Origin of the sequence: Solimonas variicoloris DSM 15731, from assembly GCF_000382285.1 — a bacterium.
GTDB lineage: Bacteria > Pseudomonadota > Gammaproteobacteria > Nevskiales > Nevskiaceae > Solimonas > Solimonas variicoloris.
In genome coordinates, this window is sequence record NZ_KB907931.1 from 29437 (window position 1) to 52370 (window position 22934).

Here is a 22934-nt window from a genome sequence, read left to right on the forward strand (position 1 = left end):
CGCTTGACCTGGGTCAGCGCGTGCGCCGGGCCGCTGCGGCACGCTACGCTTTCTCCACTCCAGGGTCGGCCGCCGATGGCGGCATGGGATGCGCGGTGACGGAATCCGGATCGGACAAGCACGCAGTCGCCGAGGCGCCACCGCTGGTGGTCGATCTCGACGGCACGCTGCTGCGCAGTGACCTGCTGTACGAATCGCTGTTCCTGCTCGCGCGCCGCCGGCCGCTCGATCTGCTGCGCCTGCCGTTGTGGCTGCTGCGCGGACGCGCGCATTTCAAGCGCGAGATCGCGCAGCGCGTGATGCCGGACGCCGCCTCGCTGCCGTATCGCCAGGACCTGCTCGACGATCTGCGCGCGCAGCACGCCGCCGGACGGCATCTGGTGCTGGCGACGGCCGCCGACGCCGCGCCGGCGCAGGCCGTCGCCGACACGCTCGGCCTGTTCGAGACGGTTTACGCCAGCGACGGCCGCTGCAATCTGTCGGGCGAACGCAAGCGCGAGCGCCTGGTCGCCGCCTACGGTGTCGGCGGTTACGACTACGCCGGCAACGCGCACCGCGATCTGCCGGTGTGGGCCGCGGCGCGCCGCGCCGTCGTCGCCGGCGCCTCGCCGCGGCTGGCGGCGCGGGTCGCCGAACGGGTGCCGGTCGAGCGGTGCTTCGCTGACGGCTGCGCCGTCGGCGCCTACGTCGAGGCGATGCGGCCGCTGCACTGGAGCAAGAACGCCCTGCTGCTGGTGCCGCTGCTGCTGGCCGGTGCGGACCACTTCGCCGCGTATCTGCCGGCGGCGCTGCTCGGCTTCCTCGCCTTCGGCCTGTGCGCGTCGAGCGTCTACCTGCTCAACGATCTTTTCGATCTGCCCTACGACCGCCGCCATCCGCAGAAGAAGACGCGAGCGCTGGCCTCGGGCCGCGTCGGCATCGGCGGCGCCATGCTGGCGCTGCTGCTGCTGCTCGGCGCCGCCTTCGGCATCGCCGGCCTGCTGCCGGCGGGCTTCGCCGCCGTGCTCGCGCTGTACTACGTCAACACGCTGGCGTACTCGCTGCGCGGCAAGGAATGGCCGATCGTCGACGTGGCGATGCTCGCCGCCGGCTACATGCTGCGCGTGATGGCGGGCGCGGTCGCGATCGACATGGCGCCGCCGCCGTGGCTGCTGGCACTGTGCCTGCTGCTGTTCTTCAGTCTGGCGCTGATCAAGCGCTATGCGGAAATGGTGATCATGGCCTCGGTGTCGCGGACCAAGGTGCACGGCTACCTTGTGCAGGACCGCGATCTGCTGATGGTGCTCGGCATCACCGGCGGCTATCTCGCCGTGCTGGTGCTGGCGCTCTACCTCAACAGCAACGCCCTGCATCCGGGCGCGCCGGCGCCGGCCGGCTGGGCGATCTGCGCGCTGCTGCTCGGCTGGGTCAGCTATCTGTGGCTGGTCGCGCACCGCGGCCGCATGGCCCACGACCCGGTCGTCTTCGCGCTGCGCGATCCGGCCAGCCTCGTGCTGCTGCTGGCGATGGCGGGCTGCGCGGTGCTCGGCCTGTGAGCGTGCTCCTGCGGTACCGGCTCTTCGGGCTCGCCGCCTGCGGGCTGGCGGCGCTCGGCACCGGCGGCGCGTTGGCCGGCGCCGATGACGCGGCGCGGCTGGCGGCGCAGTGGCAGCAGTACGAGGCCGAGCGGCCGAAGACGCTCATCGAACTGCAGCCGTTCCGCGCCGTGACGAGTACGCCGGCGGCGACGCTGACGCAGCTGAATCCCGGGGTGAATGCCTGGTGGGTGTTCGAGACCGGCGCGGCCGGTGCGCGGCGCCGCTACCACCTCGAGAATCCGGCGCCGGCCACGCAGATGCCGATGCTCGCCGACGACGGCCTGCACCTGCGCGGCGCCGAGCGCGACACGCTCTGCCTGCCGGCGCGCGACGCGCTCGCGCCGCTCGAACAGGCGCGCGCCTCGAAGCTGCCGTACGCGCCGCTGTGCGGTGGCCGCATCTATCTGCGCAACGTCGTGCCCGGCACCTACACGCAGATCGAGCGCATGACCAATCTGCTGCGCGATCACGTCTGGGGCGGCGACCGCATCGTCGGTTTCGTGCGCGACCAGTTTTTCCGCGACGCCTTCATCGAGAAGGAAGGCGCGGTGCTACAGGCCGGCGACGGCAAGGCGCCGGCCGGCGCGCCGCCGCCGGCGCGGCTGGCCGCCGCCTTCGCCGGCCAGGCCGTGGTGCCGGAGCATCTGGGCCTCGATGCCGGCGAGCCGCGCCGCGGTCTCGCGCTCGGCCGCTGGTACGCGGTGAACGGCGCGCCCGAGGTGTTCGTCAGCGCGATGCAGCCGCAGGCCGCGGCGAGCGATCTGCCGGCGCTTGCGCGGCGCCGCATTCCAGCCCCGGACGCCATCGAGGGCGCGGCGCTCGATTACCTGATCGCCTTCGATCTGGCCGCCTTCGATCTCGGCTTCGCGCTCGGCACCGATCATCCGCGCGTCGGCTGGTCCGAGCGTGCGCTCGACAGCGTGCGCGAGCCCGGCCTGCCGGGCCCCGACGGCATCGACAGCATCGCGCCGCTGGCGAGCACCGGCATGCTCAGCCCGGCGCAGGCGGCGCGCGCGGTCGCGACCTTCACCGGCGGCTTCAAGCGCGAGCACGGCGCGTTCCGCTGGGGCGCGCTCGCGCAGGTCGAGCACGGCAGCCATTACGGTTTCATCGAGCAGGGTGTGATCTTCAGCAAGCTGCAACCGGGCCTGTCGACGCTCTACGTGCTCGACGACGGCAGCGTCGGCATGAAGACCTGGACGCGCGCCGACGACGCCCTGCTGCCGCGCCTGCGCCACGCGCGCCAGAACGGCGTGCCGCTGGTCGAATACGACGCCGCGAAGAACGAATCCGCGCCCGGCGCGCTGGTCACCGCCTGGGGTGCCGGCAACTGGTCCGGCTCGGCCGACGAGAAGCTGCGCACCTTGCGCGCCGGCGCCTGCCTGGTCGACGACGGCGCGCGCCACTATCTGCTCTACGGCTACTTCTCGACGGCGACGCCGGCAGCGATGGCACGCGTGTTCCTCGCTTACGGTTGCCGCTACGCGATGCACCTCGATATGAATGCGCTGGAGCACACGTATCTGGCGGTCTACAGCCAGCGCGACGGCCAGCGCCTCGTGCAGCATCTGGTCGAGGGCATGGAGGAAGTCGACCGCAAGGGCGGCGCGGACCAGATCGCGCCGCGCTTCCTCGGCTTTCCCGACGACCGCGACTTCTTCTATCTGCTGCGCCGCGCACCGAGCGGGAGTTCGCGATGAAACGTCTGCTGTCCTTGCTGCTATGCCTGTTCGCCGCGCCGGCGTTGGCGCGCGACGCCGGGCAGGCCGCGCTCGCCGAACACAACGAGGCGATGTTCCGGCAGCTGCAGGACGTGCACGGTCTGTCCGACCGGCAGATGCAGGACATCCGCGGCATCTTCGCGCGCTCCGGCTACGCCGGGCAGGGCAATCCGCTGATCACCAAGCACCCGGACACGCCGCTGCAGTGCAGCCAGAAGCTCGCGCAGCAGCAGGTCGACTACGCCAATCCGCAGTTCGAGAAGATCTGCGGCGGCAAGTACATGGCGCCGCTCTACGATCCGAAGAGCGGCCGCATCGAGGACGCCAGGGTCTGCATCGACCAGTTCGAGTTTCCCGACATTCCCTGCGCGTATCCGGTGGTCTGGGTGCGTGCCCGCGAAGCGGCCGAGATCTGCGCCGCCGAGGGCAAGCGCATGTGTGACGCGCACGAGTGGGAGGGCGCCTGCCAGGGCGAGCTCGACGCGCCGGACTATCGCTTCGACCTCGCCCAGGGCGTGAGCGCGGACGCTGCGGTGTCGCGCATGCGTGCCGCGCACAACCGCGTGCACGCCGGCGACAAGCGCTGGAGCTACGGCCCCGAGTACGAGCGCGGCGTCTGCGCGACCGGCAGCTTCAAGACGCCGGGCTGTCCGGGCGGCGGCTGGAACCTGTGCGGCTCCAACACCTATCCGGCCGGCGACTTTCCCGCCTGCCGCAGTCCGCTCGGCGTTTACGATCTCAACGGCAACGCCGCCGAACACATGAATCTGCCGTTCGCGCCCGCGCAGATGGCGAGCCGCGGCAGCCGCGAACTCGGCTACACGGAAATGAAGGGCAGCTGGTTCATCTTCGACACCTATCGCGCGCACGAGGACTGGTGCCGCTGGCGCGCGCCGTACTGGCACGGCTCGCGCGTGATGGACGCGCACAGCCACGAGAACTATCACCTCGGCTTTCGCTGCTGCAAGGATCTCGACTGATCCGCGCAGCGGCGCAGCGGCTTCGTGCACGGCCGTTCAGAGCCCCGGCAGGAGGGCGATGACGCCGAGCGGACGCTTGGTCAGCGCGATGCTGATGATGAAGCCGTAGCAGAGCAGGGCGCCGACGAACGCCAGCGCCCGTGCGCGCGGCTCTCTCGCGCGCTTGAGCGCCAGCGAGCCGAGCACGATGTAGAGCACCAGCAGGCCCAGCTTCATGCTCAGCCAGCCGTTGACCAGCGGATACTGGTGGATGATGAGCGTGAGCAGGATCGCGGCGCCGAGCAGGACCGTGTCAATCAGGTAGGACGCGATGCGCAGCGCGCGGTGGTGGGCCAGCGCCAGGCCATTCAGGCGCATCAGGCCGCGCGCGCCGAACAGCGTGCCGGACAGGATCACGCAGGCGACGTGCAGATGCAGGATCGCGAAGTAATGCGCGGCCAACATGGCGCAAGGATGAAGGCGCGGGCGCGGACGAAAGAGCGGCCGCGCCCGGCGGCCCGAGTCAGCGCAAGGCGCCGCGCAGCTGTGCGGCGAAGGCTTGGTCTCCGGAGAGCTGGCTCGTATGCGCGACGATGCGGCCTTCGCCGTCGAGCAGCGTGATGAGCGCGGTGTGGTCGTAGTCGCCGGAGGGCGCGCGGCGGTACTGCACGCCGAGCAGCGCGGCGATTTTGCGTACGTCGGCGTCGTCGGCGCGCGCGAAGGTCCAGCGGTCCGGATCGACGCGATGCTTCCGCGCCAGCGCGGCGAGATTCTGCGGCGTGTCGCGTTCGCCATCGAGGCTGACCATCAGCACGCGCAACTGGCTGCGCGCCGTGGCGTCGAGCCGGCGCTCATAGCTCTGGATGCCGTTGATCGTGGCCGGACAGACCGCGCGGCAGCTGGCGTAGAACAGGGCGATCAGCGTCGGTGCGCCGCGGTCGAGGTCAAGACGCGCGGCAGCGCCGCTTTGCGTGACGAGCGCGGCGTCGAGCTGGTAGATCGAGTCGCCCGGCGGTTCGGCGGCGGAGGCCGCGAACGCGAGCAGGATGGCGATGGCAGCAGTGGCGAATCGTTTCATGGTTGACTCCCGTGGCGCACGCAGCGAAAGCCGAGCGTGCGGGTGGTGTCGCGGGCGGCGAGGCTGCTGAGCAGCGCGATACGCATCATCACCGCGTAGTTGTCCCGGTCCTTGAAGGTCAGTGCGCCGGCGCCGCAGAACTTGCCGAGATCGGCCTTGTTCTGCCCTGAATCGTCGCCGAGCATCAGGCTGCCCGCGTCCTCGGTCCATTCCCAGACCAGGCCGTGCAGGTCCTGCAGGCCGTAGACGTTGGCCGGCGTCTGGCCGACCCGCGACAGGGCGCCGCTGGCGGGCTTGGCGTACCAGTCGAGCATCCGCTGACGCCAGGCCGGGTCGGCGCGCGCATCGCGCTGCTGTTCGCTGGCGGCGGCGGCGAGCTCCCATTCCGTCCAGCGCGGCAGGCGCGCCTGCTGCGCTTCGCAGTACGCCGCGGCCGCGAACCAGCTGACGCGCGTCACCGGCTGGCGCGCTTCGATGCCGTCGCCGAGCGCGAGCGGCGCCTGCCAATGGCTCAGGTAGTCGGCATCGACGAACGCCGCCGGCGCGCGATCACGCTGCCATTCGGGGTGTGTGCGCACGAAGGCGAGGAACTCGCCGTTGGTGACCGGATGCTGCTGCATCGCGAAGCGCGCGACCTCGACGGTATCACCGCCGTCGGCAGCGGGCAGGGCGGAACGCAGGCGCGCGGCCGCGATCGGCAGATAGGGGTTCTGCTGCGCGCCGGAGCCGGAACCGGCGCCAGCGCTGGCGGCGACGAGCGCCGCCAGCGTTGCGAACAGCCACCGGCCGATGCGGACCGCGTCCATTGCCGGCACCTCAGTGCGCCGCGCCTTCCGGACGCTTGGTGGACGCGCGGACCGCTTTGACTTCCTCGGACGAGACGGCGTCGCCGCTGTTGCCCCAGCTGTTGCGCACGTAGGTCAGGATGTTGGCGATCTCGTCGTCGTTGAGCTGACTCATCGGCGGCATCACGGAATCGTAGGTCTTGCCGTTGACGGTGACCTTGCCGCTCAGGCCGTTGAGCACGATGTCGATCGCGCGCGTCTTGTCGGCCATCAGGAAGTCGGATGCCGCGAGCGGCGGGAACACATCGGGCAGGCCCTGGCCGTTGCTCTGGTGGCAGACCGAGCAGGTGCCGTTGAAGCGTGCCTCACCGGCCTTGATCTGCTGTTCCTTGGTCAGTTTGCCGCTGGCCTCCGCGGCGCGCGCCTCGGCCACCGGCGCCGCGCTCACCGCCTTGTCGCTGAGATAGACGGAATCCGCCTCCTTGCCCGAGTAGATCGCCTTGTTCTCCGGGCCTTCGGCCTTGAGCAGGGCCAGCGCACCCTTGTTGAAGGCGCGGAAGATCGAATGGTCGACCAGCACGTAACTGCCCGGCACATCGAGATGGAACTCGACGACGGCGGCGCCGCCGGCCGGAATGAGCGTGGTCTGCACGTTGTGCTGCTCGATGCTGCCACCCTCCTGGCGCACCCTGTCGAAGATCTCACCGATGACGTGGAAGCTCGAGACGAGGTTGGGGCCGCCGTTGCCGACGTACAGCCGCACCGTCTCGCCGACCTTGGCCTGCAGCGCATGCTCGGCGACCAGCGAACCCTCGGCGCCGTTGAACAGCACGTAGGTCGGCTTTTCGTCGATGGCCTTCTGCATGTCGAATTCCTGATGGCCGTGCTCGCGATACTTGCCGACCGTGTAGAAGTCGCCCTGCATCACGTAGTACTCGTGGTCGACAGGGGCCAGGCCCTCGGGCGGCTCGACCAGGATCAGGCCGTACATGCCGTTGGCCACGTGCATGCCGACCGGCGCGGTCGCGCAGTGGTAGACGAAGATGCCGGCATTGAGCGCCTTGAACGTGAACTGCGATTCGTGTCCGGGTGCGGTGAAGCTGGAGGCCGCGCCACCGCCCGGGCCGGTGACGCCGTGCAGGTCGATGTTGTGCGGCATCTTGCTGTCCGGCGCGTTGCGCAGATGGAACTCCACCGTGTCGCCCTGGCGCACGCGGATGAAGCTGCCGGGGACGGTGCCGCCGAAGGTCCAGAAGGTGTAGCTCACGCCTTCGGAGATGTCCTTCTCCAGCTCCTTGACTTCGAGGTCGACGATGACCTTCGCCGGATACTTGCGATTGACCGGCGGCGGCACTTCCGGCGGGCTGGTCAGCACCGCGTGGATCGGCTCGCCCTGCGGCGGGCCGAAGTCGCCGTGCAGCGCGCTCGCTGCGGCTGTCGTGGCGGCGCCGTCCGGCGTGCCGTCGTTCTTCGTGCAGGCGGCGGTCGCCGCGCAGAGCACCGCGATAGCGGTCCCGATGATGGCCTTGTGCATGTCGTTCTCCTTGACTTAGGCCTGCTGGCCGACGAGCGTGCCGGCCGGCAGCGGTTGCCGACGGCCGAGGTAGAGACGCAGCGCGAACAGGCCGAGCGCAACGCCCCCGATCGCGAAGACGATGTCACCCGGTACACGCAGCCAGACAAGCCGCTCCATCAGCGCCGAATGCACGACGGCGGGCGAGCGCGCGTACCAGTAGCCATGCGCGATCGCCTCGAAAGCCTGATAGATACCCATCGGCAGCAGCGACAGGAACACCATCATTGCCAGGCCGATGTTGAGCGACCAGAACGTGGTTTTCAACAGGCCCTCCGACCAGGCCGTGCGCGCGGTCAGGCCGCGCAGGCAGAACAGCATCAGGCCGATGCCGAGCATGCCGTAGACGCCGAACAGCGCCGCGTGGCCGTGCGTCGGCGTCAGATTGAGGCCCTGCACGTAGTACAGCGAGATCGGCGGATTGATCGCGAAGCCGAGCAGGCCGGCGCCGACCAGATTCCAGAAGGCGACCGCGACGAAGCAGAGGATCGTCCAGCGGTAGCTCGCGACCCAGGGCTGCGCCTTGGTCATGCGGTAGTTTTCGTAGGCCTCGAAGCCGACCAGCGACAGCGGCACCACTTCGAGTGCCGAGAACACCGCGCCGAAGGCGATCACCGCGGTCGGCGTGCCGGTGAAGTACAGGTGGTGCAGCGTGCCGAGGATGCCGCCGAACAGGAAGACGATGGTCGAGAACACCACCGCACGATTGGCGCTCGCGGCGCGCACCAGGCCGAGCTTGGTGAAGATCAGCGCGATCACCGCGGTGGCGAACACTTCGAAGAAGCCTTCCACCCACAGATGGACCAGCCACCAGCGCCAGTACTCGATGATCGAGTAGTGCGTGTGTGCGGTCCAGGTCAGCGAGCTGGCGTAGAACAGGCCGATGCAGGTCGCCGAAATGAAGACCATCGCGATCAAGCCGCGGCTTTCCGATGGCCTGGTCAGCGCCGGCCACAGCGCGCGGCCCATCAGGAACAGCCAGAACAGCAGGCCGGCGAACAGCAGGATCTGCCAGAAGCGGCCGAGCGCCGTGAATTCGAGGTTCTGGCTGCCGAACCAGAACGAGCGGTCGATGCCGATCTTGTGCATCGCGGTGAGCCAGCCCGTGAAGCAGGAACCGACCACCACGACGAGCAGCGCGAGCCACAACAGGTTCACGCCGAGGCGCTGGAACTTCGGCTCGTGTCCGGACAGCAGCGGCGCGATGTAGAGACCGGTGCCGAGCCAGGCGGTGGCGATCCAGTAGATGCCGAGCTGCGTGTGCCAGGTGCGCGTGACCGTGTACGGCAGAAGGTCCGCGAGCGGGATGCCGAAGAACGCCCGGCCTTCCACCGCATAGTGGGCGGTGATGGCGCCGAGGCCGATCTGCGCGAGGAACAGGCCGATCACGGTGAGAAAGTACTTGGCGGTCGCTTTCATCGACGGCGTGGCGCTGGCGCCGAGCAGCGGATCGCGGCTTGGGGCCGCGGGGGCGCCATGATCCTGCTGCCGGGCGTGATACCACACCATGCCGGCGATGCCGGCGATCAGCAGGATGATGCTGGCCACCGACCACATGCCGGTGCCGACGGTCGGCGTGTTGCCGACCAGCGGCTCGTGCGGCCAGTTGCTGGTATAGCTGATGTCGGAGCCGGGACGATTCGTCGTCGCCGCCCACGCGGTCCAGAAGACGAAGGCGGCCAGCGCCTCGCGGTCGCCGGCATCGGCGACGGCGCCGTCGTTCATCGCGTATTGCGTGCGCAGCGCCGTCAGTGCGGCGTCGTCGCCGAACAGCGCCGCGTAGTGCCGGGCGACTTCGCGTACGGCTTCTGCGCGGGCTGGCGCAAGCGTCAGCGTGTCGCTGGCGGCGTCGTAGCCGTTGCGGCGCATCTCCGTCTTCAGCCGGGCGTCGAGAACGCCCTGGCGATCCGGATCGAGCGTGTCGTAGCCGGCGACACCTTCCTGACGCGCCCAGAGATCGCGCAGGGCGATCGCCTCGCGGTGCAGCCAGTCCGCCGACCAGTCCGGCGCCACATAGCTCCCGTGTCCCCACAGCGAGCCGAGTTCCTGGCCGCCGGCGGCCATCCACACGGCCTGGCCGCGCTCGATCTGCGCCTGGGTGAACAGCGTGTCGCCATCGATGCCGACGACGCGCGCCGGTATCGGCGGCTTCTGCACATAGATCTCGCGCCCGATCCAGAGCAGTGTCGCGAATGACGCGACGAAGATGATCGCCAACCCATACCACAGCCGCTTCGATGTCTGACCGCTCATGACCGCTCCTGATCGCATAATGCGAGCGGTACGTTAAAGAGGTATTTGGCGCACCTCTTTGATCTGCGTCAACGGCGGCGCCATCAATCGGCCTCCGGTGCCGAACGGCGTGGTATAAGGCGATGGACGGATTCAGGAAACGCCGTGCATCTCACATCCCATACCGACTATGCCTTGCGCCTGCTGATGATGCTGGCGCTCGAACCCGACCGCCTGCATACCATCGAAGAGGTCGCCACGCGCTATGCAATATCGCGCAATCACCTCATGAAGATCGTGCTGACGCTGGTCCAGGCCGGCTTCGTGGACAGCGTGCGCGGACGCGGCGGCGGTCTGCGCCTCGCCAAGCCCGCTGCGGCGATCACGCTGGGCTCGGTGCTGCGCGCCACCGAAGAGAACTTCACGCTGGTGGAGTGCTTCGATCGCCAGAGCAACACCTGCGCCGTGACCTCATGCTGTGCGGTGAAAGGGGCGCTGCACGAGGCGCTGGCGGCGTTCATGGCCGTACTCGATCAGCGCACGCTGGCGCAGTTGTGCGACTCGCCCGCCCGCAACAGCCGCATGCGCCAGCTGCTGCCGTACATTCCCATCGCTGTCGAGGCGCCGCCGCGTGCGGCCCGGACACGCCGACGTGCGGATTGATCTGCATCAATAAAGAGGTATCTGAAATGCATGATATTGGCGGCTCCGGGTGGACGCCGTCCATCCGCAGATTGGAGGACCTCCTGTCATGACCATCAGTGAACCGGCGCCGGCGACGACCGAAGCCCTGGCGCAGCGCACGCTCGGCGACATCGCCTCGCAGCTGCCGGGCGCCACCGCGGTATTCCGCAAGTACAAGCTCGACTTCTGCTGCGGCGGCAATGTCGCGCTGCGCGAGGCGGCGGCGCGCAAGAGCCTTCCGCTCGACGCGCTGGCCGCCGAATTGCGGGCGATCGATCCGGCCGGCTATGCGGTACCGCCCGACGCCACCGAGCCGCTGATCGCGCATATCGTGCAGCGCTATCACCAGGTGCATCGTCGCGAGCTGCCGGAACTGGTGCGGCTGGCGACACGGGTGGAGGCCGTGCACCGTCAGCATCCCGAGGCGCCGCTCGGACTGGCGGATGCGCTGAAGGAAATGGCGCTGGAGCTGGAAGCGCACATGCAGAAGGAAGAGGCCGTGCTGTTCCCGATGATGAGCGCCGGCACGGCGATGCTCGGGCAGCCGATCGCGGTCATGCGGCACGAGCACGACGAGCATGGCGAGCGCCTGCGGCACATCGAGGCGCTGACGCACCAGACCGAGCTGCCGGCCGATGCCTGCCCGACCTGGCGTGCGCTCTACGTTGGCGTGCGCAAGCTGATCGACGATCTCATGGAGCACATCCACCTGGAGAACAACGTGCTCTTCCCGCGCTTCGCGACCACCGCACCGACACACTGAGCGGTTGGCGCGCCGGGCTGCCCCGCGACGCAAGGACCCGGGCGATGGCCGGCTGCCGCACAGCGGCGCGGCAGCCGGCCATCGCGACGGTCGTCGCGGGCCGCCGCCGCCCGGTTCAGGGCGCGGTCGCGCTCAGCCGGAAGCCGGGCAGCGTGGCGCGCGGCGCCAGGCGCAGCGCAGCGCCGCGCGCTTCGAGCTGCGCGATCAGTTCGCCGACGCGCGGAATCACGCCTTCGTCGCTGAGCGCGGCGGCGAGTCGCGGATCGCCGAGCAGGGCGGTGACCGGGCGCGGTTCGCCGTCGATCCAGGCGAGCCGGCCGACTAGGCGTACGCCGTGGCTGTAGTCGGCGTAGCGCTCGCCGTGCACGGTGCTGAGCGGCTGGATCGCGCGGCCGTCGCTGCGGTGCCAGCCGTAGATCGCGACGCGATCCGGGTTGCGCCAGAGGCGGTTGGTCAGCACCAGATCCTTCTTGTCGCCCGCGGTCAGGGCCGCCGGCACGGCGCCGAACGCGCTGCGTTGCCGCAGCACCAGTTCATTGTGGCGCCAGTAATACGCGGTCGAGCGCATGGTGTCGCCGGCCGGCAGCGGCTGCGGCGCGAGCCGGATCGACGACTGCGCGTAGATCGCGTCGACCATCTTGCGCGTCGGCAGCACGAAGCCGTAGCGATCGGCGACGTCGAGCGCGGTGGCGAGGCGCATCGGCACCAGCAGGTAGTCGCTGTCGCTGCCGATCGCCAGATAGTCCGGCGCCACGCACAGCGTCACCTCGGCGTTCGCGCCCTGCACGCGCACCGGCACGAGCCGGCGCAGGAACGAGGGCACGTTGCCGGCCAGCAGCTGCGCGCGGATCGCCGCTTCGCGGGCGTCATCGTCGAGGCCGGCGATGTCGTGCACGAAGCGCGTCGCGTCGGGCGCGCCAGCCGGGCGTGCCGGCAGCGCCGCGCTCGCGGCATCGCAGACGCCGGCGGCTTGCGCACGCGCTGGCACCGGCGACGAAAGCGCCGCGACGGCCAGCGTGAAAAGGGCGGTGAGGGCGCGGACGCGCGGGCTAAGGCGGCGCATCCGACACGGCCTCTGGTCTGGGGCGGGCAAACGGCGTCCCGCCAGCGGTTCGTGTCAAGGCTCTGGGCTCCGGGAGGAAACGGGGCAACGCAGCGATAGACCGCGCCGCCGGTAAAAAGTTCCGGCGCGGCGCGCCGCGTCATGTGTACGCTAGAACACCCATTTGGCCAGCGCCAGGAAGCCCTTCTTCCACGGCACGCGATGCGAGACGCCGGTCTGCCGGCCGATCTCGTCACGGTGCGCGACGTACCAGTCGTAGTTGCGCACCAGGGCCTCACGGTTGGAGTGCTGCGGCGTATAGCCGAGCTTTTCCTCCAGATGCGCGATCGACACGAAGCTCTCCTGGGCCGCGGTCTCGTAGATCCACTGGTACAGCGGCGACAGGTGCAGGCGTTCCATCAGTTGCAAGATCGCGATCGCCGGGGCGACCGGAATGCCGATCACGCGGCCGCCGTGGCCGGCGCGATCGAGCACCGCCTGGAAGTTGTCGCGCATGCTGCCGAACTCCTTGGCGCCGACGTTGAAAGTGTCGTTGACGGTCGCCGTATCGAGCGTCGCGCAGCGGTGGATCACCTCGCAGAGATCCTCGACGTCGAGCAGCTGATAGCGGTTGTCGCCGCGGCCGAGCACCGGGAAATTGCGGCCCTCCCAGGCCCAGTCGTAGAGCAGCTCGAAGGCGCCGAGGCGCTCCGGTCCGACGAAGCTCTTCGGGCGCAGGATCGGCACGCAGCGATTCTGTGCGCGCGCCGCCAAGCACAGTTTCTCGGCCTCGATCTTCGATTCGCCGTACGGGCCGACGCCGTGCAGGCGATCACCTTCGCTGATCGGGTGATGGTCGGGAATGCCGTAGACGGCCGTCGACGAAATGTAGATGAAGCGTGCGATGCCGTGCCGCTGCGCGCCGTCGAGCAGCAACTGCGTGCCCTCGATCTCGGTCGAGAAGATTTCTTCGCGGCTGCACAGCGGCAGCGCCGCGGCGCAGTGCACGACGACGTCGATATCCTGCATCGCGCGTTCGACGGCCGGCGCGTCGCGGATGTCGCCGAGCTGGGCGTCGACGCGGTCGCGCTCCGGATAGTCGAACGGGGCGATGTCGAGCGAGCGCACCGCGTGGCCGCGCGCGAGCAGGTAGCGGCACAGATTGATGCCGAGGAAGCCGGCGCCGCCGGTGACGAGAAAGCGAAGTCGATTCATGAAGCGCTCTGGTGGGGCAGGCCCGGATGCAGCGCGGCGATGGCGACGGCAACCGGCATGCTCGAATCGAGAACCGTGACGCGCGCCGCGTGCGGCGCATCGAGACGGAACGGCGGCACGCTGTCGCACAGCACGAACTGGCCGATGCGCGGATCGTCGAGCAGGGTCGCCGCGCTTTCGGTGAACAGGCCTTGCGCGACGGCGACGTGGATCGCCGCGGCACCGGCCGCGGCGCAGGCGTCGATCGCCCGGCGCAGCGTCGCGCCGGTGCTGAGCAGGTCGTCGACGATGATCGCGGTTCGACCCTGCACCGGACCGGTCAGCGTCTGGCCGCTCAGCGCGCCGCGATCGCGGAATTTTTCCATGTAGCCGCTGGCGACCGTCCCTGCGCTGCGACGTTCCAGCGCGCGCCGGAAGCGCTCGGCGCGCTTGATGCCGCCGGCGTCCGGCGAGACGGCGATCAGCTCCTGCCCGACGAGTGTGTCGGCGAAATGGGCGGCGAGCAGTTCCGCCGCTTCGAGATTGCGCACCGGAATGCGGAACGCGTTCTCGAACGCGGCGAGGTCGTGCACGTCGAGCGTCAGCAGCGCGTCGAGCCGCGCCGCTTCGCACAGGGCGGCGAGGTAGCGCAGCGTCAGCGGGTCGTTCGGCTCGGCGCGGCGGTCTTCGCGCGAGTAGCAGAGATACGGCGTCACCGCGGTCACGCGGCGCGCGCCGGCGTCCTTCAGCGAGGCGCAGAAGAACAGCAGGCGGCAGAGCTTGTCGTTGACGCTGTCGCCGGGCTCGCCGTACAGGGAATGGAGGACGACGGCGTCGCGGCCCTGCACGGCTTCGAGCGCGCGCAGCTTGTTCTCGCCGTCGGCGAAGCGCAGCTGCTCGTGTGCCGCGAGCGGCAGGCCGAGGCGCGAGGCGACGCGCAGCGCGACGCCGCGGTCGCGGTCCAAGGCGTACAATTGCAAGGCGTTATCGAACATTCCGTTCTTCCGGGCGCTTGCGGCGCCCCAGCCTCATGATCATGCCCCCGCTGCTTTGTGCCGCTCTTGATCCGCATCAAGGAGCCGGCGGCTTGCGTCCTCCACGATGGCGCTTCCCCAGACGGAGCCGCGGCAAGCCGGCATGAACGGCCATACGCAAGCAGCAGCCGAAGGGCTGCCGGCGGCCGCCGTGCTGGCCAGCGTGTCGTTGCGCGGCATCGCGCTGTACAAGATCGCCAAGGCCGTGGTCGCGATGCTGATCGCCAGTGCCGTGCTGGCGCTGGTGCGGCCGGAGGTACGGCCGATCGTGCAGAGCTGGATCGCGGCGCTGCCGATGCAGGCCGAGCAGGACCTCGCGCAGGGCGTGCTGACCTGGCTGGTCGCCAACGGTCCGACGCGCATCCATCTGCTGAGCCTCGCCGGCTTCGTCTACGCCGGCCTGTTCGTGCTCGAAGGCGTCGGGCTGTGGTACCGCAGCCGCTGGGCCGAATGGCTGACCGCGGTCGAGACCTCGCTGCTGCTGCCGTTCGAGCTCTGGGAGCTGTTCTGGCGCCCGTCGTCGGTCAAGGCCATGGTGCTCGCCGCCAACGTCGCGATCGTTCTCTATCTGTTTCGCGGTCTGCGGCGGCGCGCCTGAGGGCCCGGCGGCGGCTCGGTCTGCTGCGTTTGCAGCAGTTCGGCTGGCGGGCGCGGCGCTAGGCTCGCGCCATGGCATGGAGATCGCGATGAACGAGGCGCATTGTCCATTCGAGTTCAATTTCGAGCCGGCGACGTTCAAGCGCGGCGACACCGTGAGCTATCGCGATCCGCGCTTCACGGGTTTTCCGTTCGTGGCGACGATCCATGCGGTGTACGACGACTGCATCGAGATCGTCGATGCGTCCGAGCCGGACAAGGTGTTGCGCGCGACCCGCGAGAGCCGCCCGCGCGTGATCGACGACTCGGCGTCCGCTTGAGCCCTCGGCCCGGCGGCGCGGCGGACGCGTCGCGCGTCTGCGGCTGGCCCGCGCCGGTGCACGCAGGTCCGCGCCGGCAGCGGACCGGGCATGGCAAGATCGGAGCGCGGCAGTTTGCCGCATCCGCGGGGGATTGAGCCGCAGGTCGCGCCGAACCGCGACGGCGGTCCGGGCATGCGTCGGGCGCTTCCGTTCATCGTCATCGCGGTCATCGTCGCCGGCTGTGCGGCGCGGCCTGACCTCGACCTGCGTCGCGTCGAACTGCGCGACGCCTACCGCGGTTATATCGACAACGTGCTCCTCGACGGCCGCTACAGCCGTGCGACGCAGCAGGCGCTGGCGCTGGAGCCGGCAGCACAGGGCGATATCACGGCGGACGCGCGCCTCGACGCGCTGTGGCGGAGCCGGCGGCTCGACGAGACGGCGCGCCTGTTCGCGACCGCCGAACTCGCGCTCGAACGCGCACAGCAGACCGAGCGCAAGGATCCGGCCGCGGCGCGCGGCTGGTACCTGCTGGCCGCCTGGCGCGCCTACCAGCTGCTCTACACGCCGCAGGGCGCGCGGCTGTCGCCGCTCGATCTGCGCATGCATCTGGCGCAGGCCTTCCTGTCCGCAGCGACCGGCGGTTACGTGATGCTGCGCACCGGCGTGCCCGAGCAACGCTTCGCCGCGAGCGTCGAGCGGGCCGGCGCCACGCAGTTCGCGGTGTCCGTCGACGCCTACCAGCTCTACGAAGCGGGCCATTACGACGAATACCAGCTGGCGTGGTCGATGGCGGCGCCGGAGCTGCGCACGCGCTACACGCGTGACGGCGTCGGCGTGCCGCTGGTTGGCATCCGCAACAACGCGCACGAGTACCCGATCGATCGCTACTACCCGCCCGAGGGCATCGGCGCACCCGTCACCGGCGTGCTGCGCTTTCGTGCGCCCGATGCGGCGGACGCGCCGGTCGCCACCGATCTCGCGCTCTACGATGCGCGCCGCCATGCGCAGATCTGCGTCGCGCAGCGCGGCTATCCGCTGGCGGCCGACTTCACGATGCCGTACGCCGCGCTGCTGAACCGCGCGCATCTGTCGCAATGGAGCCTCGACGCGCTGCTCGACTTCCGCCACGGCGAAGCGCATCGCGGCATCTTCATGCTGGAGCCGTATCGGCCGGACAAGATCGTGGTGCTGATGGTGCACGGCTTCTGGTCGAGTCCGGTGATCTGGCGCGAACTGAGCAACGATGTGCTCGGCGATCCGGCGCTGCGCGAGCGCTACCAGGTCTGGCACTACCTGTACCCGACCGGCGTGCCGTTCTGGGAGGCGGCGCGGCGCTTCCGCGCCGATCTCGACGGCGCCGTCGCCGAAGTCGCGCCCGGCGGCGTCATTCATCCGCTGATTCTGGTCGCGCACAGCATGGGCGGCCTGCTCGCCAAGAGCGCCGCCGTCGATACCGGCACGAGGCTCTGGGACGCCGCCCTGCGCGTGCCACCGGAGCGGCTCGATCTCGACGCCCGCGAGCGCGACGAACTGCGCGACAGCCTGATCTTCAGCCATCGGCCGTACATCGGCCGCATCGTCTTCCTCGGCGTGCCTCAGCACGGCGCCGCGGAGGCCGATTCCACGCTCGCCAGTTTCGGCAAGCGCCTGATCTCGCTGCCGACCACCGTGCTGCAGACGCTGGCGACGCGCCTCCGGCAGGGCGACGTGGTCAGCGACTTCTCGGCTTGGCTGGCGTCGCGCGGGACGCCGAGCGCCGTCGATTCGCTGTCGCCGCAGTCGCCGGTGACGCGCGCGTTCGCGGCGTTGCCGGTCGACGCGTCGATCCCGTTCCATTCGATCATCGGCGTCAAGGAGAACGGCCGCGACGGCCCGGGCGACGGCTGGGTCAGCTACGCCAGCGCCCACCTCGACGGCGCCGCCTCCGAGCTGACGCTGCCGGTCGGCCACTCGCAGTTCGACCAGCCGGCGCCGCTGGCCGAGGTCTACCGCATCCTGCGCCTGCATGCCGACGCCGAACTCGGCGCGGATCCGTCGTCGCCGCGGCCGGCTTGCGAGATCGCGCCGCACTGAGCGCGCCGCGCGGCTTTGGCCAGGGCCTGTCAACGCCGAGAACGGCGGTGTGGCCGAGTCCGTTGGGCCGCAGCGCCAGGAACGAGGCGCGCGATGTATTCGACGTACAGGCGCGACCAGGCCGTTCGCGAAGCCAGCGGCCGGCGCGCGACAAGCATCGATGAATGGGGGTAGTTCCTTCTGGAGCTGCCAAGCGAAGCCGCCATGCGGCGTTGCGATGCGCTTCTCGGGAATCACCCAGGTGCACGGCCCGCGCCTGCCCCAGGGATGGGCGGCGCGCCAGGCAGCACCACAGCGACGCTCTCTGACGTTAACAGGCCCTAGAATCCGGCCGAACTCGAATCGGAGCTACACATGTTCATCGCCATGAACCGCTTCAAGATCGCTCGGGGCCGCGAGGAGGACTTCGTCGAAATCTGGAGGCAGCGCGACAGCCATCTCGACGGTGTGCCGGGTTTTCGCCAGTTCAGGCTGCTGCGCGGCGCGAGCGTCGACGACCACACGCTGTTCGCCTCGCATTCGGTCTGGGACTCGCGCGCGGCTTTCGAGGAATGGACACGCTCCGAGGCCTTTCGTCTCGCGCATCGCCATGCCGGCGATACCAAGGGCATCTACCTGGGCCATCCGCAGCTGGAAACGTTCGAGGCGGTGCTGTGAGCATGGCCGCACATCGAGAGCGGCGCTGGCAGCGGTCGGCATGCGCCGGAGCGTTGTGACGCCAGGGCGCGCTGCCGCGGCGCAGGGCTCTGGCCTGGAGCGTCGATCGACGATGGGCGGCGATCGTGCTGCCGCGGAGGCGGGGACGTGATCGTCCCGCGCCGCGTAAAACTCTATCGCCTGCTTCCGGCGCCACCGGCTTCTGCCGCACGCATCGAGGATGCGGCAGTGCCGATGGACATGTGCTCTTAGACCGCGGCCTCAACCGGCGCGGCATCCGCCTCGGGGGCGAGGATTACCGGGGCAGCCGCCACGGCGGCAACAGGCTGGACGACCACGGGCGCGGCCGGCGCATACTGGTCGAAGAATGCCTTCACCTGACGGTCGGCTTCCTGCCGGCTCACCTGGTAATGCATCTGCACGAGGCCGGCGAGCACGTGGACGTTGCCCTCGGTGCGGCCGAGGTCGGCTGCGTGGAGCTTGTTCCAGGTGGCGTTGGCCGTCGGGATCAGCGTCTTCCATTTCGCGACATGCGCGCGCGCTTCGGCGAGCGCGATGGTGCGCAGCTGGTTCTTGGTGGGAGTGCCGGGCGCGCGGCGCACCTTGGGAGGGGCGGCGTCGTACTGCGGCTTGCGGGAATGCTTGGGTCTCATCTGATTTCCTGGTTGGAGGGGCTGCGGCGATGCCGCCGTGCGATCGGCAACCGAGGCGACGCGGGCGTATGGGCCTGGGCTGTACTGCGCTGGCGACAGGGCCAATCCCGGAAGGGCCGCCGAAAGGAAACCGCGGCTCTGGGGTGAGCCGCGATCTTGAAGCTACTGCTGTTGCCGCGATCAGCCGATCGGGCGGATCTTCGTCGCCTGCATGCCCTTCGGGCCGCGGGCGGCGACGTATTCGACTCTCTGGCCTTCGGCGAGCGACTTGAAGCCGCTGCCGTCGATTTCCTTGAAGTGGGCGAAGAGGTCTTCACCGCCCTGCGAAGGCGTGATGAAGCCGAAGCCCTTGGCATCGTTGAACCACTTCACGGTGCCGCTGGAGATATTGCTCATGGATACATTCCTTTGAAGAAAACGGGCAACCCGCCCGCGAAGGCGCAAATGGTCAAGGAACGCATCTGGGAATTTCGTGCCGCGACAGAACAGCGGCACTAACTAGCTGAATACACTGCTTGATACTTACTGGGGCCAACATACGCGCATTCGTCCGCATTGTCGAATCAGCGCATATCGATGCGTGCCGGTTCGCGGCGCGCCTGCCTTGGCGAGAAGGGCCCGGCAGCGATGAAATCATGCGGGCTTGGCGCGCGCGCCGACCGGGATGCCGGCGCGCCGCGCGCGGCGCGGCTCAGGGATCGAGCGGCATGAACTCGATCGTTTCCTGGCGCAGCGCAGGCGGATCGGGTTCGCCGAGAACGGCAGCCGTGACCAGCCCCGCGGCAATCTCCTGCAGCGCCAGGACCGTTGACTTGTGGTCGCCCCACGACAGCTGCGAGTCAGCGCCGCGGGCCAGCTGACGGGCGCGCTTGGCCGCGATCAAGGTCAGCGAAAAGGAATCGGGAACGCGGACGAGACAATCCTGAATGGTGACGCGTGCCATACAGTTATCCATGAGGACTCACCGCAAGAGCACGGTTGAATCATTGTATGCGCATTCGGCGAACGCCATTGGCCAACAGCCGCACTGGCGAAGAAGCGGCCGCCGTGCGCGCGAAGGTGTGCGATAGCGGCCGATCCCGAGGCGCAGCCTCCCGAGTGGAACAGACATGGCCCGGATTCATCGCGTGCGCGGCATCGACGGCAACCACTATCCGGCGGGCTCGTTCCGTGGTGACGATGGCCAGTACTACCCGCGCGGATACTTCAAGGGCACCGATTCCCGATACCACCCGGCCGATTCGTTCATCGGCGTCGATGGCCGATATCATCCGAAAGGGCATGTCCTTTTCGAGGATGGCGTCTATCGTCCCGAAGGTCATTTCCGCGGCTCCGACGGCGCCTACCATCCGGCGCACTCGTTCGTCGGCGATGACGGGGGCTATCACCCGCCGGGGGCCTTTCTGGGCCAGGACGGCAAGTACCATCCGCGCGGCTGCTTTCGCGGTCGGGACGGGCGCTATCACTACGCCGCGTCCTTTCTCGGCGAGGATGGCAAATACCATCTCGAAGGCGCGAGGCTGCTCGCGAACGGCGAATACCAAGTCCCCCCTGACCGCCTGCAGGACGAGTTGCGCACCCAGCAGGGCGTGGACTGCTGAGGGCGGAAATGCGCCGTGGGCGATCCGCGCCTCGCGGCCTGGCAGCACGCTGCCGTCACCGTGCTCGACGGCCGTAATGCGATGCCGTCGTGCGGTGCGCCGGAGGGCCACGTCGCGCAGACGCGCACGGTGCATCTGAGACGCGCAGGTCGCCGAAGTCGTCAACTGCTCCGCAGCCACTTCGGCAACGCCTGTGCGGACACGCTGATGGCGGCTCACTGCGCCGCTGCCGCATCCGCGCTAGGGCAGAAGGGCCGACGCCGCCGCGCGTTCAGCAGTGCGGCACTCGGGTCGAGGCCGCGTCGAAGATCTTCTCGGCATTGGCGGCGAGGAAGTTGCGGAAGATCAGCGGCGTGCCGTCCTGCGCCCACAGCGGTGCGCCGTCGGCGTCGCGCGCCTGGCTGCGCTCGATGATTTCGACGAACTGCTTCTCGGTCTGGGCGATGCCGAGCGTGCCGTCGGCTTCGCGCACCGGCGTGTCCGTCGTCGCCGCCATCGTCGCGGTCTGGCGCAGCGCGGTGCCGGGCGCGCCCTGGATCGCCGGCAGCAGGCGAAAGCCGGCGCCGCGCATGGCCTCGGCCATGGCGTCGATGCCGGCGAAGTTGGCGGCGCGCACGTCGATCGTCACGTGATTGAAGTCGGGGCCGAGCGCCAGCGCGCTTGCCGCCTCGCCGGAGATGCCGGCCACGGCGTCGAGCGTCGCGCGCTTCAGCGGCGGACCGTTGCGCTGCATCAGGCGCTCGACGACATGCGCGATCAGCGCCTCGGCGTCGGCCTCGTCGAGATAGCCGTGGCCCTCGAAGCGTTCGAGCAGCGCCAGCAGCGGGCCGTGGTCGACGGCCTGCGCCTGGGCCTGGCAATCCTCGCGGATCAGTGCGGCGACGTCGTCGGGAAACGCTTCGAGGTCGACTTCCGAGACGAAGATCTTGAACTGGCTGGCGTCGTCGCCGATCACCTGCAGGTCGAAGGACTTCAGCTTCTTGGCCGGGAAGAAATAGCTGCGCTCGCGCTGCAGGCCGAAGACGCGCGCGGCGCGCACGAACAGCGCGCGCACGGCCGGATCGGCGCTGCGGATCGCGCCGTGGTCGTTGCGCAACGTGCCGCCGTTGGCGGCGACCAGCTGCTGCAGCGCGACGAAGTCCGGCACGTTGCGCGCGAACTTGGCGGTCGCCGCGGCAACGAAGCGCGAGCGCAGCGCCGCCGGCGTCAGCCGCGCGCTCATTGCGCCCTCAGCGCGTCGACGACCGGCAGGCGCGCGGCGCGCACGGCCGGGAACAGGCCGCCGAGCAGACCGATGAACAGCGCCAGCCAGAGCCCGGAGACGACGATGCCGGGTGTCACCGTCAGCCGGAAGACGACCTGACTGAAGTTGGCGCCGAGCGTGCTGACCGCGTTGCCGTTGAAGAACAGCCAGGCCAGCGCCGCGCCGAGCGCGCCGCCGAGCAGCGCCAGCAGCAGCGCCTCGGCGAACACCGAGATCACGACCGGCACCGCGCCGAAGCCGATCGCGCGCAGCGTGGCGATTTCGCGCGCGCGGCTGGAGACGGCCGAGTACATGGTGTTGAGCGCGCCGAACATCGCGCCGATCGCCATGATGCCGCCGACGAAGTAGGCGATGAAGTTGAGCAGCTTGGTCAGCTGCTTCGATTGCTCGGCGTAATACTCCGGCTCGCGCTTGACGTCGACGGTCAGCGTCGGATTCGTCGTCAGTGCGTCCTTGAAGGCCGCGAACGAGGACGGCGCGTCGAGCAGGGCGGTGACCGATTGGTAGAGACTGCGGCGGAACGCCGACTGCACGGTGTCGACGTCGGCGATCAGCTCCGAGTCGTGCGCGTCGCCGCCGCTGCTGAAGATGCCGACCACGGTCCAGTCCGAGTCGCGGAAGCTGATGCGGCTGCCGAGCGTGACGCCGCGGAACTGCTGGGCGGCGCCGGCGCCGACGATCAGCTCGCGCACCGCCGGCTCGAACAGCCGGCCCTCGATCAGCTTCAGCTCCGGACGCAATGCGGCGAGCTGGCCGCAGCTGCCGCGCAGCGTGACGTTCGACAGATTGCCGTCGTCGATCTTCGGCAGATTGACGATCGTGACGATCTCGCCGCAGCCGATCGGCCGGCCCGCGGCGTCCTTGCGCACGCCGGGCGCGTCGAGGATCGTCAGCAGGTTGTCGCGCGCGATCGAGCTGTTGACCTCGGCCTGCGAGCCCCCGCGCAGCACGATCGCGCGATCGTCGCGGCCGCTGTTGGCGACGGTCTGGTGAAAGCCGGTCGCCATTGCCAGCACCGAGACCAGCACGGCGACGACGCCGGCGATGCCGATGACGATCACCGACGAGGTGCCGAGCCGCTGCGGAATCGCGCGCAGGTTCATCAGCGTCACGGCCAGGGTCTGCTTGAGCATGGCGTCTCC

The 22934-nt window shown here is 69.4% G+C and carries 23 protein-coding genes; 10 read left to right on the forward strand and 13 right to left on the reverse strand.

Translation table 11 applies throughout. The features are described from left to right. The first annotated feature begins 95 nt into the window (after window positions 1–95). The 3 genes from H149_RS20525 to H149_RS0110010 are packed head-to-tail and all read left to right on the forward strand — an operon-like array spanning window position 96 to window position 4278. Complete coding sequence (locus H149_RS20525; RefSeq protein ID WP_039748701.1) at window positions 96–1535, forward strand: UbiA family prenyltransferase; 1440 nt, start codon at window positions 96–98, stop codon at window positions 1533–1535. After that, window positions 1532–3277: a hypothetical protein gene (locus H149_RS20530; RefSeq protein WP_020649615.1), complete on the forward strand. Its 1746-nt coding sequence runs from the start codon at window positions 1532–1534 to the stop codon at window positions 3275–3277. Before H149_RS20525 ends, H149_RS20530 begins: the two co-directional genes overlap by 4 nt. After that, window positions 3274–4278 (forward strand): SUMF1/EgtB/PvdO family nonheme iron enzyme, encoded by a 1005-nt coding sequence (locus H149_RS0110010; protein WP_026353057.1) that lies wholly within the window; start codon window positions 3274–3276, stop codon window positions 4276–4278. Before H149_RS20530 ends, H149_RS0110010 begins: the two co-directional genes overlap by 4 nt. A 36-nt stretch (window positions 4279–4314) precedes the next feature. Here H149_RS0110010 and H149_RS0110015 read toward each other — a convergent pair whose 3' ends face one another. Genes H149_RS0110015 through H149_RS0110035 form a run of 5 tightly spaced genes read right to left on the reverse strand, consistent with a single transcriptional unit; the run spans window position 4315 to window position 9946 of the window. Continuing rightward, window positions 4315–4722, reverse strand: coding sequence for a SirB2 family protein (locus H149_RS0110015; protein ID WP_020649616.1), 408 nt, complete (start codon window positions 4720–4722; stop codon window positions 4315–4317). A 58-nt stretch (window positions 4723–4780) separates the two neighbouring features. Beyond that, window positions 4781–5335, reverse strand: coding sequence for an SCO family protein (locus tag H149_RS0110020; protein WP_020649617.1), 555 nt, complete (start codon window positions 5333–5335; stop codon window positions 4781–4783). Beyond that, window positions 5332–6141 carry a formylglycine-generating enzyme family protein gene (locus H149_RS0110025; RefSeq protein WP_020649618.1) on the reverse strand — a complete coding sequence of 270 codons (810 nt, stop codon included), beginning with the start codon at window positions 6139–6141 and terminating at the stop codon, window positions 5332–5334. The genes H149_RS0110020 and H149_RS0110025 overlap by 4 nt, the downstream gene beginning before the upstream one ends. Window positions 6142–6151: 10 nt before the next feature. Continuing rightward, window positions 6152–7654, reverse strand: a complete 1503-nt coding sequence (gene nirK, locus H149_RS0110030) for a copper-containing nitrite reductase (RefSeq protein ID WP_020649619.1) — start codon at window positions 7652–7654, stop codon at window positions 6152–6154. Window positions 7655–7669: 15 nt separating this feature from the next. Beyond that, a complete protein-coding gene (locus H149_RS0110035) occupies window positions 7670–9946 on the reverse strand; it encodes a nitric-oxide reductase large subunit (RefSeq protein ID WP_039748680.1) in 2277 nt (758 codons plus the stop codon). A gap of 144 nt (window positions 9947–10090) precedes the next feature. On the opposite strand from H149_RS0110035, the gene H149_RS0110040 reads away from it, so the two are divergent. Further along, window positions 10091–10588: an RrF2 family transcriptional regulator gene (locus H149_RS0110040; protein WP_026353058.1), complete on the forward strand. Its 498-nt coding sequence runs from the start codon at window positions 10091–10093 to the stop codon at window positions 10586–10588. A gap of 88 nt (window positions 10589–10676) precedes the next feature. Continuing rightward, on the forward strand, window positions 10677–11372 hold the full coding sequence (gene ytfE / locus H149_RS0110045; RefSeq protein WP_020649622.1) for an iron-sulfur cluster repair protein YtfE: 696 nt from the start codon (window positions 10677–10679) through the stop codon (window positions 11370–11372). A 115-nt stretch (window positions 11373–11487) separates the two neighbouring features. Here ytfE and H149_RS20535 read toward each other — a convergent pair whose 3' ends face one another. The 3 genes from H149_RS20535 to H149_RS0110060 all read right to left on the reverse strand — a co-directional run bounded on the left by H149_RS20535 (window position 11488) and on the right by H149_RS0110060 (window position 14603). Next, window positions 11488–12435: a hypothetical protein gene (locus tag H149_RS20535; RefSeq protein WP_020649623.1), complete on the reverse strand. Its 948-nt coding sequence runs from the start codon at window positions 12433–12435 to the stop codon at window positions 11488–11490. A 150-nt stretch (window positions 12436–12585) separates the two neighbouring features. After that, the gene (locus H149_RS0110055; protein WP_020649624.1) at window positions 12586–13629 is read right to left on the reverse strand and encodes an NAD-dependent epimerase/dehydratase family protein; all 1044 of its coding nucleotides are present in this window, start codon (window positions 13627–13629) and stop codon (window positions 12586–12588) included. Beyond that, the gene (locus H149_RS0110060; protein ID WP_026353059.1) at window positions 13626–14603 is read right to left on the reverse strand and encodes a ribose-phosphate diphosphokinase; all 978 of its coding nucleotides are present in this window, start codon (window positions 14601–14603) and stop codon (window positions 13626–13628) included. Before H149_RS0110060 ends, H149_RS0110055 begins: the two co-directional genes overlap by 4 nt. 142 nt (window positions 14604–14745) lie before the next feature. Between H149_RS0110060 and H149_RS22145 the strand changes: the two genes are divergently transcribed. The 4 genes from H149_RS22145 (at window position 14746) to hmuQ (ending at window position 18274) form a co-directional block, all read left to right on the forward strand. After that, window positions 14746–15240, forward strand: coding sequence for a DUF2127 domain-containing protein (locus tag H149_RS22145; protein WP_020649626.1), 495 nt, complete (start codon window positions 14746–14748; stop codon window positions 15238–15240). An 88-nt stretch (window positions 15241–15328) separates the two neighbouring features. After that, window positions 15329–15559, forward strand: coding sequence for a hypothetical protein (locus H149_RS0110070; protein WP_245540497.1), 231 nt, complete (start codon window positions 15329–15331; stop codon window positions 15557–15559). A 174-nt stretch (window positions 15560–15733) separates the two neighbouring features. After that, window positions 15734–17617 (forward strand): esterase/lipase family protein, encoded by a 1884-nt coding sequence (locus H149_RS0110075; RefSeq protein WP_169518337.1) that lies wholly within the window; start codon window positions 15734–15736, stop codon window positions 17615–17617. A gap of 354 nt (window positions 17618–17971) precedes the next feature. Then, the gene (gene hmuQ, locus H149_RS0110080) at window positions 17972–18274 is read left to right on the forward strand and encodes a heme-degrading protein HmuQ (protein ID WP_020649629.1); all 303 of its coding nucleotides are present in this window, start codon (window positions 17972–17974) and stop codon (window positions 18272–18274) included. Window positions 18275–18522: 248 nt separating this feature from the next. Here the strand turns inward: hmuQ and H149_RS22150 are convergent, their stop codons facing one another. The 3 genes from H149_RS22150 to rpoZ all read right to left on the reverse strand — a co-directional run bounded on the left by H149_RS22150 (window position 18523) and on the right by rpoZ (window position 19870). After that, window positions 18523–18927: a hypothetical protein gene (locus H149_RS22150; RefSeq protein ID WP_083930917.1), complete on the reverse strand. Its 405-nt coding sequence runs from the start codon at window positions 18925–18927 to the stop codon at window positions 18523–18525. 180 nt (window positions 18928–19107) lie between these two features. Continuing rightward, a complete protein-coding gene (locus tag H149_RS0110090) occupies window positions 19108–19323 on the reverse strand; it encodes a cold-shock protein (protein WP_020649631.1) in 216 nt (71 codons plus the stop codon). Between the two features lie 295 nt (window positions 19324–19618). Next, entirely contained in the window at window positions 19619–19870 is a 252-nt protein-coding gene (rpoZ, locus tag H149_RS0110095) for a DNA-directed RNA polymerase subunit omega (protein ID WP_020649632.1), read from the reverse strand. A gap of 166 nt (window positions 19871–20036) precedes the next feature. Here rpoZ and H149_RS0110100 point away from each other — a divergent pair, with 166 nt between their 5' ends. Next, window positions 20037–20528 (forward strand): hypothetical protein, encoded by a 492-nt coding sequence (locus H149_RS0110100; RefSeq protein WP_154654733.1) that lies wholly within the window; start codon window positions 20037–20039, stop codon window positions 20526–20528. Window positions 20529–20799: 271 nt separating this feature from the next. Here the strand turns inward: H149_RS0110100 and H149_RS0110105 are convergent, their stop codons facing one another. Then, window positions 20800–21750, reverse strand: a complete 951-nt coding sequence (locus tag H149_RS0110105; RefSeq protein WP_020649634.1) for a 2-oxoadipate dioxygenase/decarboxylase family protein — start codon at window positions 21748–21750, stop codon at window positions 20800–20802. Next, complete coding sequence (locus tag H149_RS0110110) at window positions 21747–22925, reverse strand: ABC transporter permease (protein WP_020649635.1); 1179 nt, start codon at window positions 22923–22925, stop codon at window positions 21747–21749. Before H149_RS0110110 ends, H149_RS0110105 begins: the two co-directional genes overlap by 4 nt. Window positions 22926–22934 lie beyond the last annotated feature (9 nt).

Coding starts and splice junctions, on each gene's coding strand:
- H149_RS0110010 (WP_026353057.1), top strand. CDS start 3,274: ATGAAACGTCTGCTGTCCTTGCTGCTATGCCTGTTCGCCGCGCCGGCG.
- H149_RS0110100 (WP_154654733.1), top strand. CDS start 20,037: ATGGCCCGGATTCATCGCGTGCGCGGCATCGACGGCAACCACTATCCG.
- H149_RS0110090 (WP_020649631.1), bottom strand. CDS start 19,323: ATGAGCAATATCTCCAGCGGCACCGTGAAGTGGTTCAACGATGCCAAG.
- rpoZ (WP_020649632.1), bottom strand. CDS start 19,870: ATGGCACGCGTCACCATTCAGGATTGTCTCGTCCGCGTTCCCGATTCC.
- H149_RS0110110 (WP_020649635.1), bottom strand. CDS start 22,925: ATGCTCAAGCAGACCCTGGCCGTGACGCTGATGAACCTGCGCGCGATT.
- H149_RS0110070 (WP_245540497.1), top strand. CDS start 15,329: ATGAACGAGGCGCATTGTCCATTCGAGTTCAATTTCGAGCCGGCGACG.
- H149_RS0110015 (WP_020649616.1), bottom strand. CDS start 4,722: ATGTTGGCCGCGCATTACTTCGCGATCCTGCATCTGCACGTCGCCTGC.
- ytfE (WP_020649622.1), top strand. CDS start 10,677: ATGACCATCAGTGAACCGGCGCCGGCGACGACCGAAGCCCTGGCGCAG.
- H149_RS20535 (WP_020649623.1), bottom strand. CDS start 12,435: ATGCGCCGCCTTAGCCCGCGCGTCCGCGCCCTCACCGCCCTTTTCACG.
- H149_RS0110055 (WP_020649624.1), bottom strand. CDS start 13,629: ATGAATCGACTTCGCTTTCTCGTCACCGGCGGCGCCGGCTTCCTCGGC.
- H149_RS0110035 (WP_039748680.1), bottom strand. CDS start 9,946: ATGAGCGGTCAGACATCGAAGCGGCTGTGGTATGGGTTGGCGATCATC.
- H149_RS0110105 (WP_020649634.1), bottom strand. CDS start 21,750: ATGAGCGCGCGGCTGACGCCGGCGGCGCTGCGCTCGCGCTTCGTTGCC.
- hmuQ (WP_020649629.1), top strand. CDS start 17,972: ATGTTCATCGCCATGAACCGCTTCAAGATCGCTCGGGGCCGCGAGGAG.
- H149_RS0110025 (WP_020649618.1), bottom strand. CDS start 6,141: ATGGACGCGGTCCGCATCGGCCGGTGGCTGTTCGCAACGCTGGCGGCG.
- H149_RS22150 (WP_083930917.1), bottom strand. CDS start 18,927: ATGAGACCCAAGCATTCCCGCAAGCCGCAGTACGACGCCGCCCCTCCC.
- H149_RS22145 (WP_020649626.1), top strand. CDS start 14,746: ATGAACGGCCATACGCAAGCAGCAGCCGAAGGGCTGCCGGCGGCCGCC.
- H149_RS0110020 (WP_020649617.1), bottom strand. CDS start 5,335: ATGAAACGATTCGCCACTGCTGCCATCGCCATCCTGCTCGCGTTCGCG.
- H149_RS0110060 (WP_026353059.1), bottom strand. CDS start 14,603: ATGTTCGATAACGCCTTGCAATTGTACGCCTTGGACCGCGACCGCGGC.
- nirK (WP_020649619.1), bottom strand. CDS start 7,654: ATGCACAAGGCCATCATCGGGACCGCTATCGCGGTGCTCTGCGCGGCG.
- H149_RS0110075 (WP_169518337.1), top strand. CDS start 15,734: ATGCGTCGGGCGCTTCCGTTCATCGTCATCGCGGTCATCGTCGCCGGC.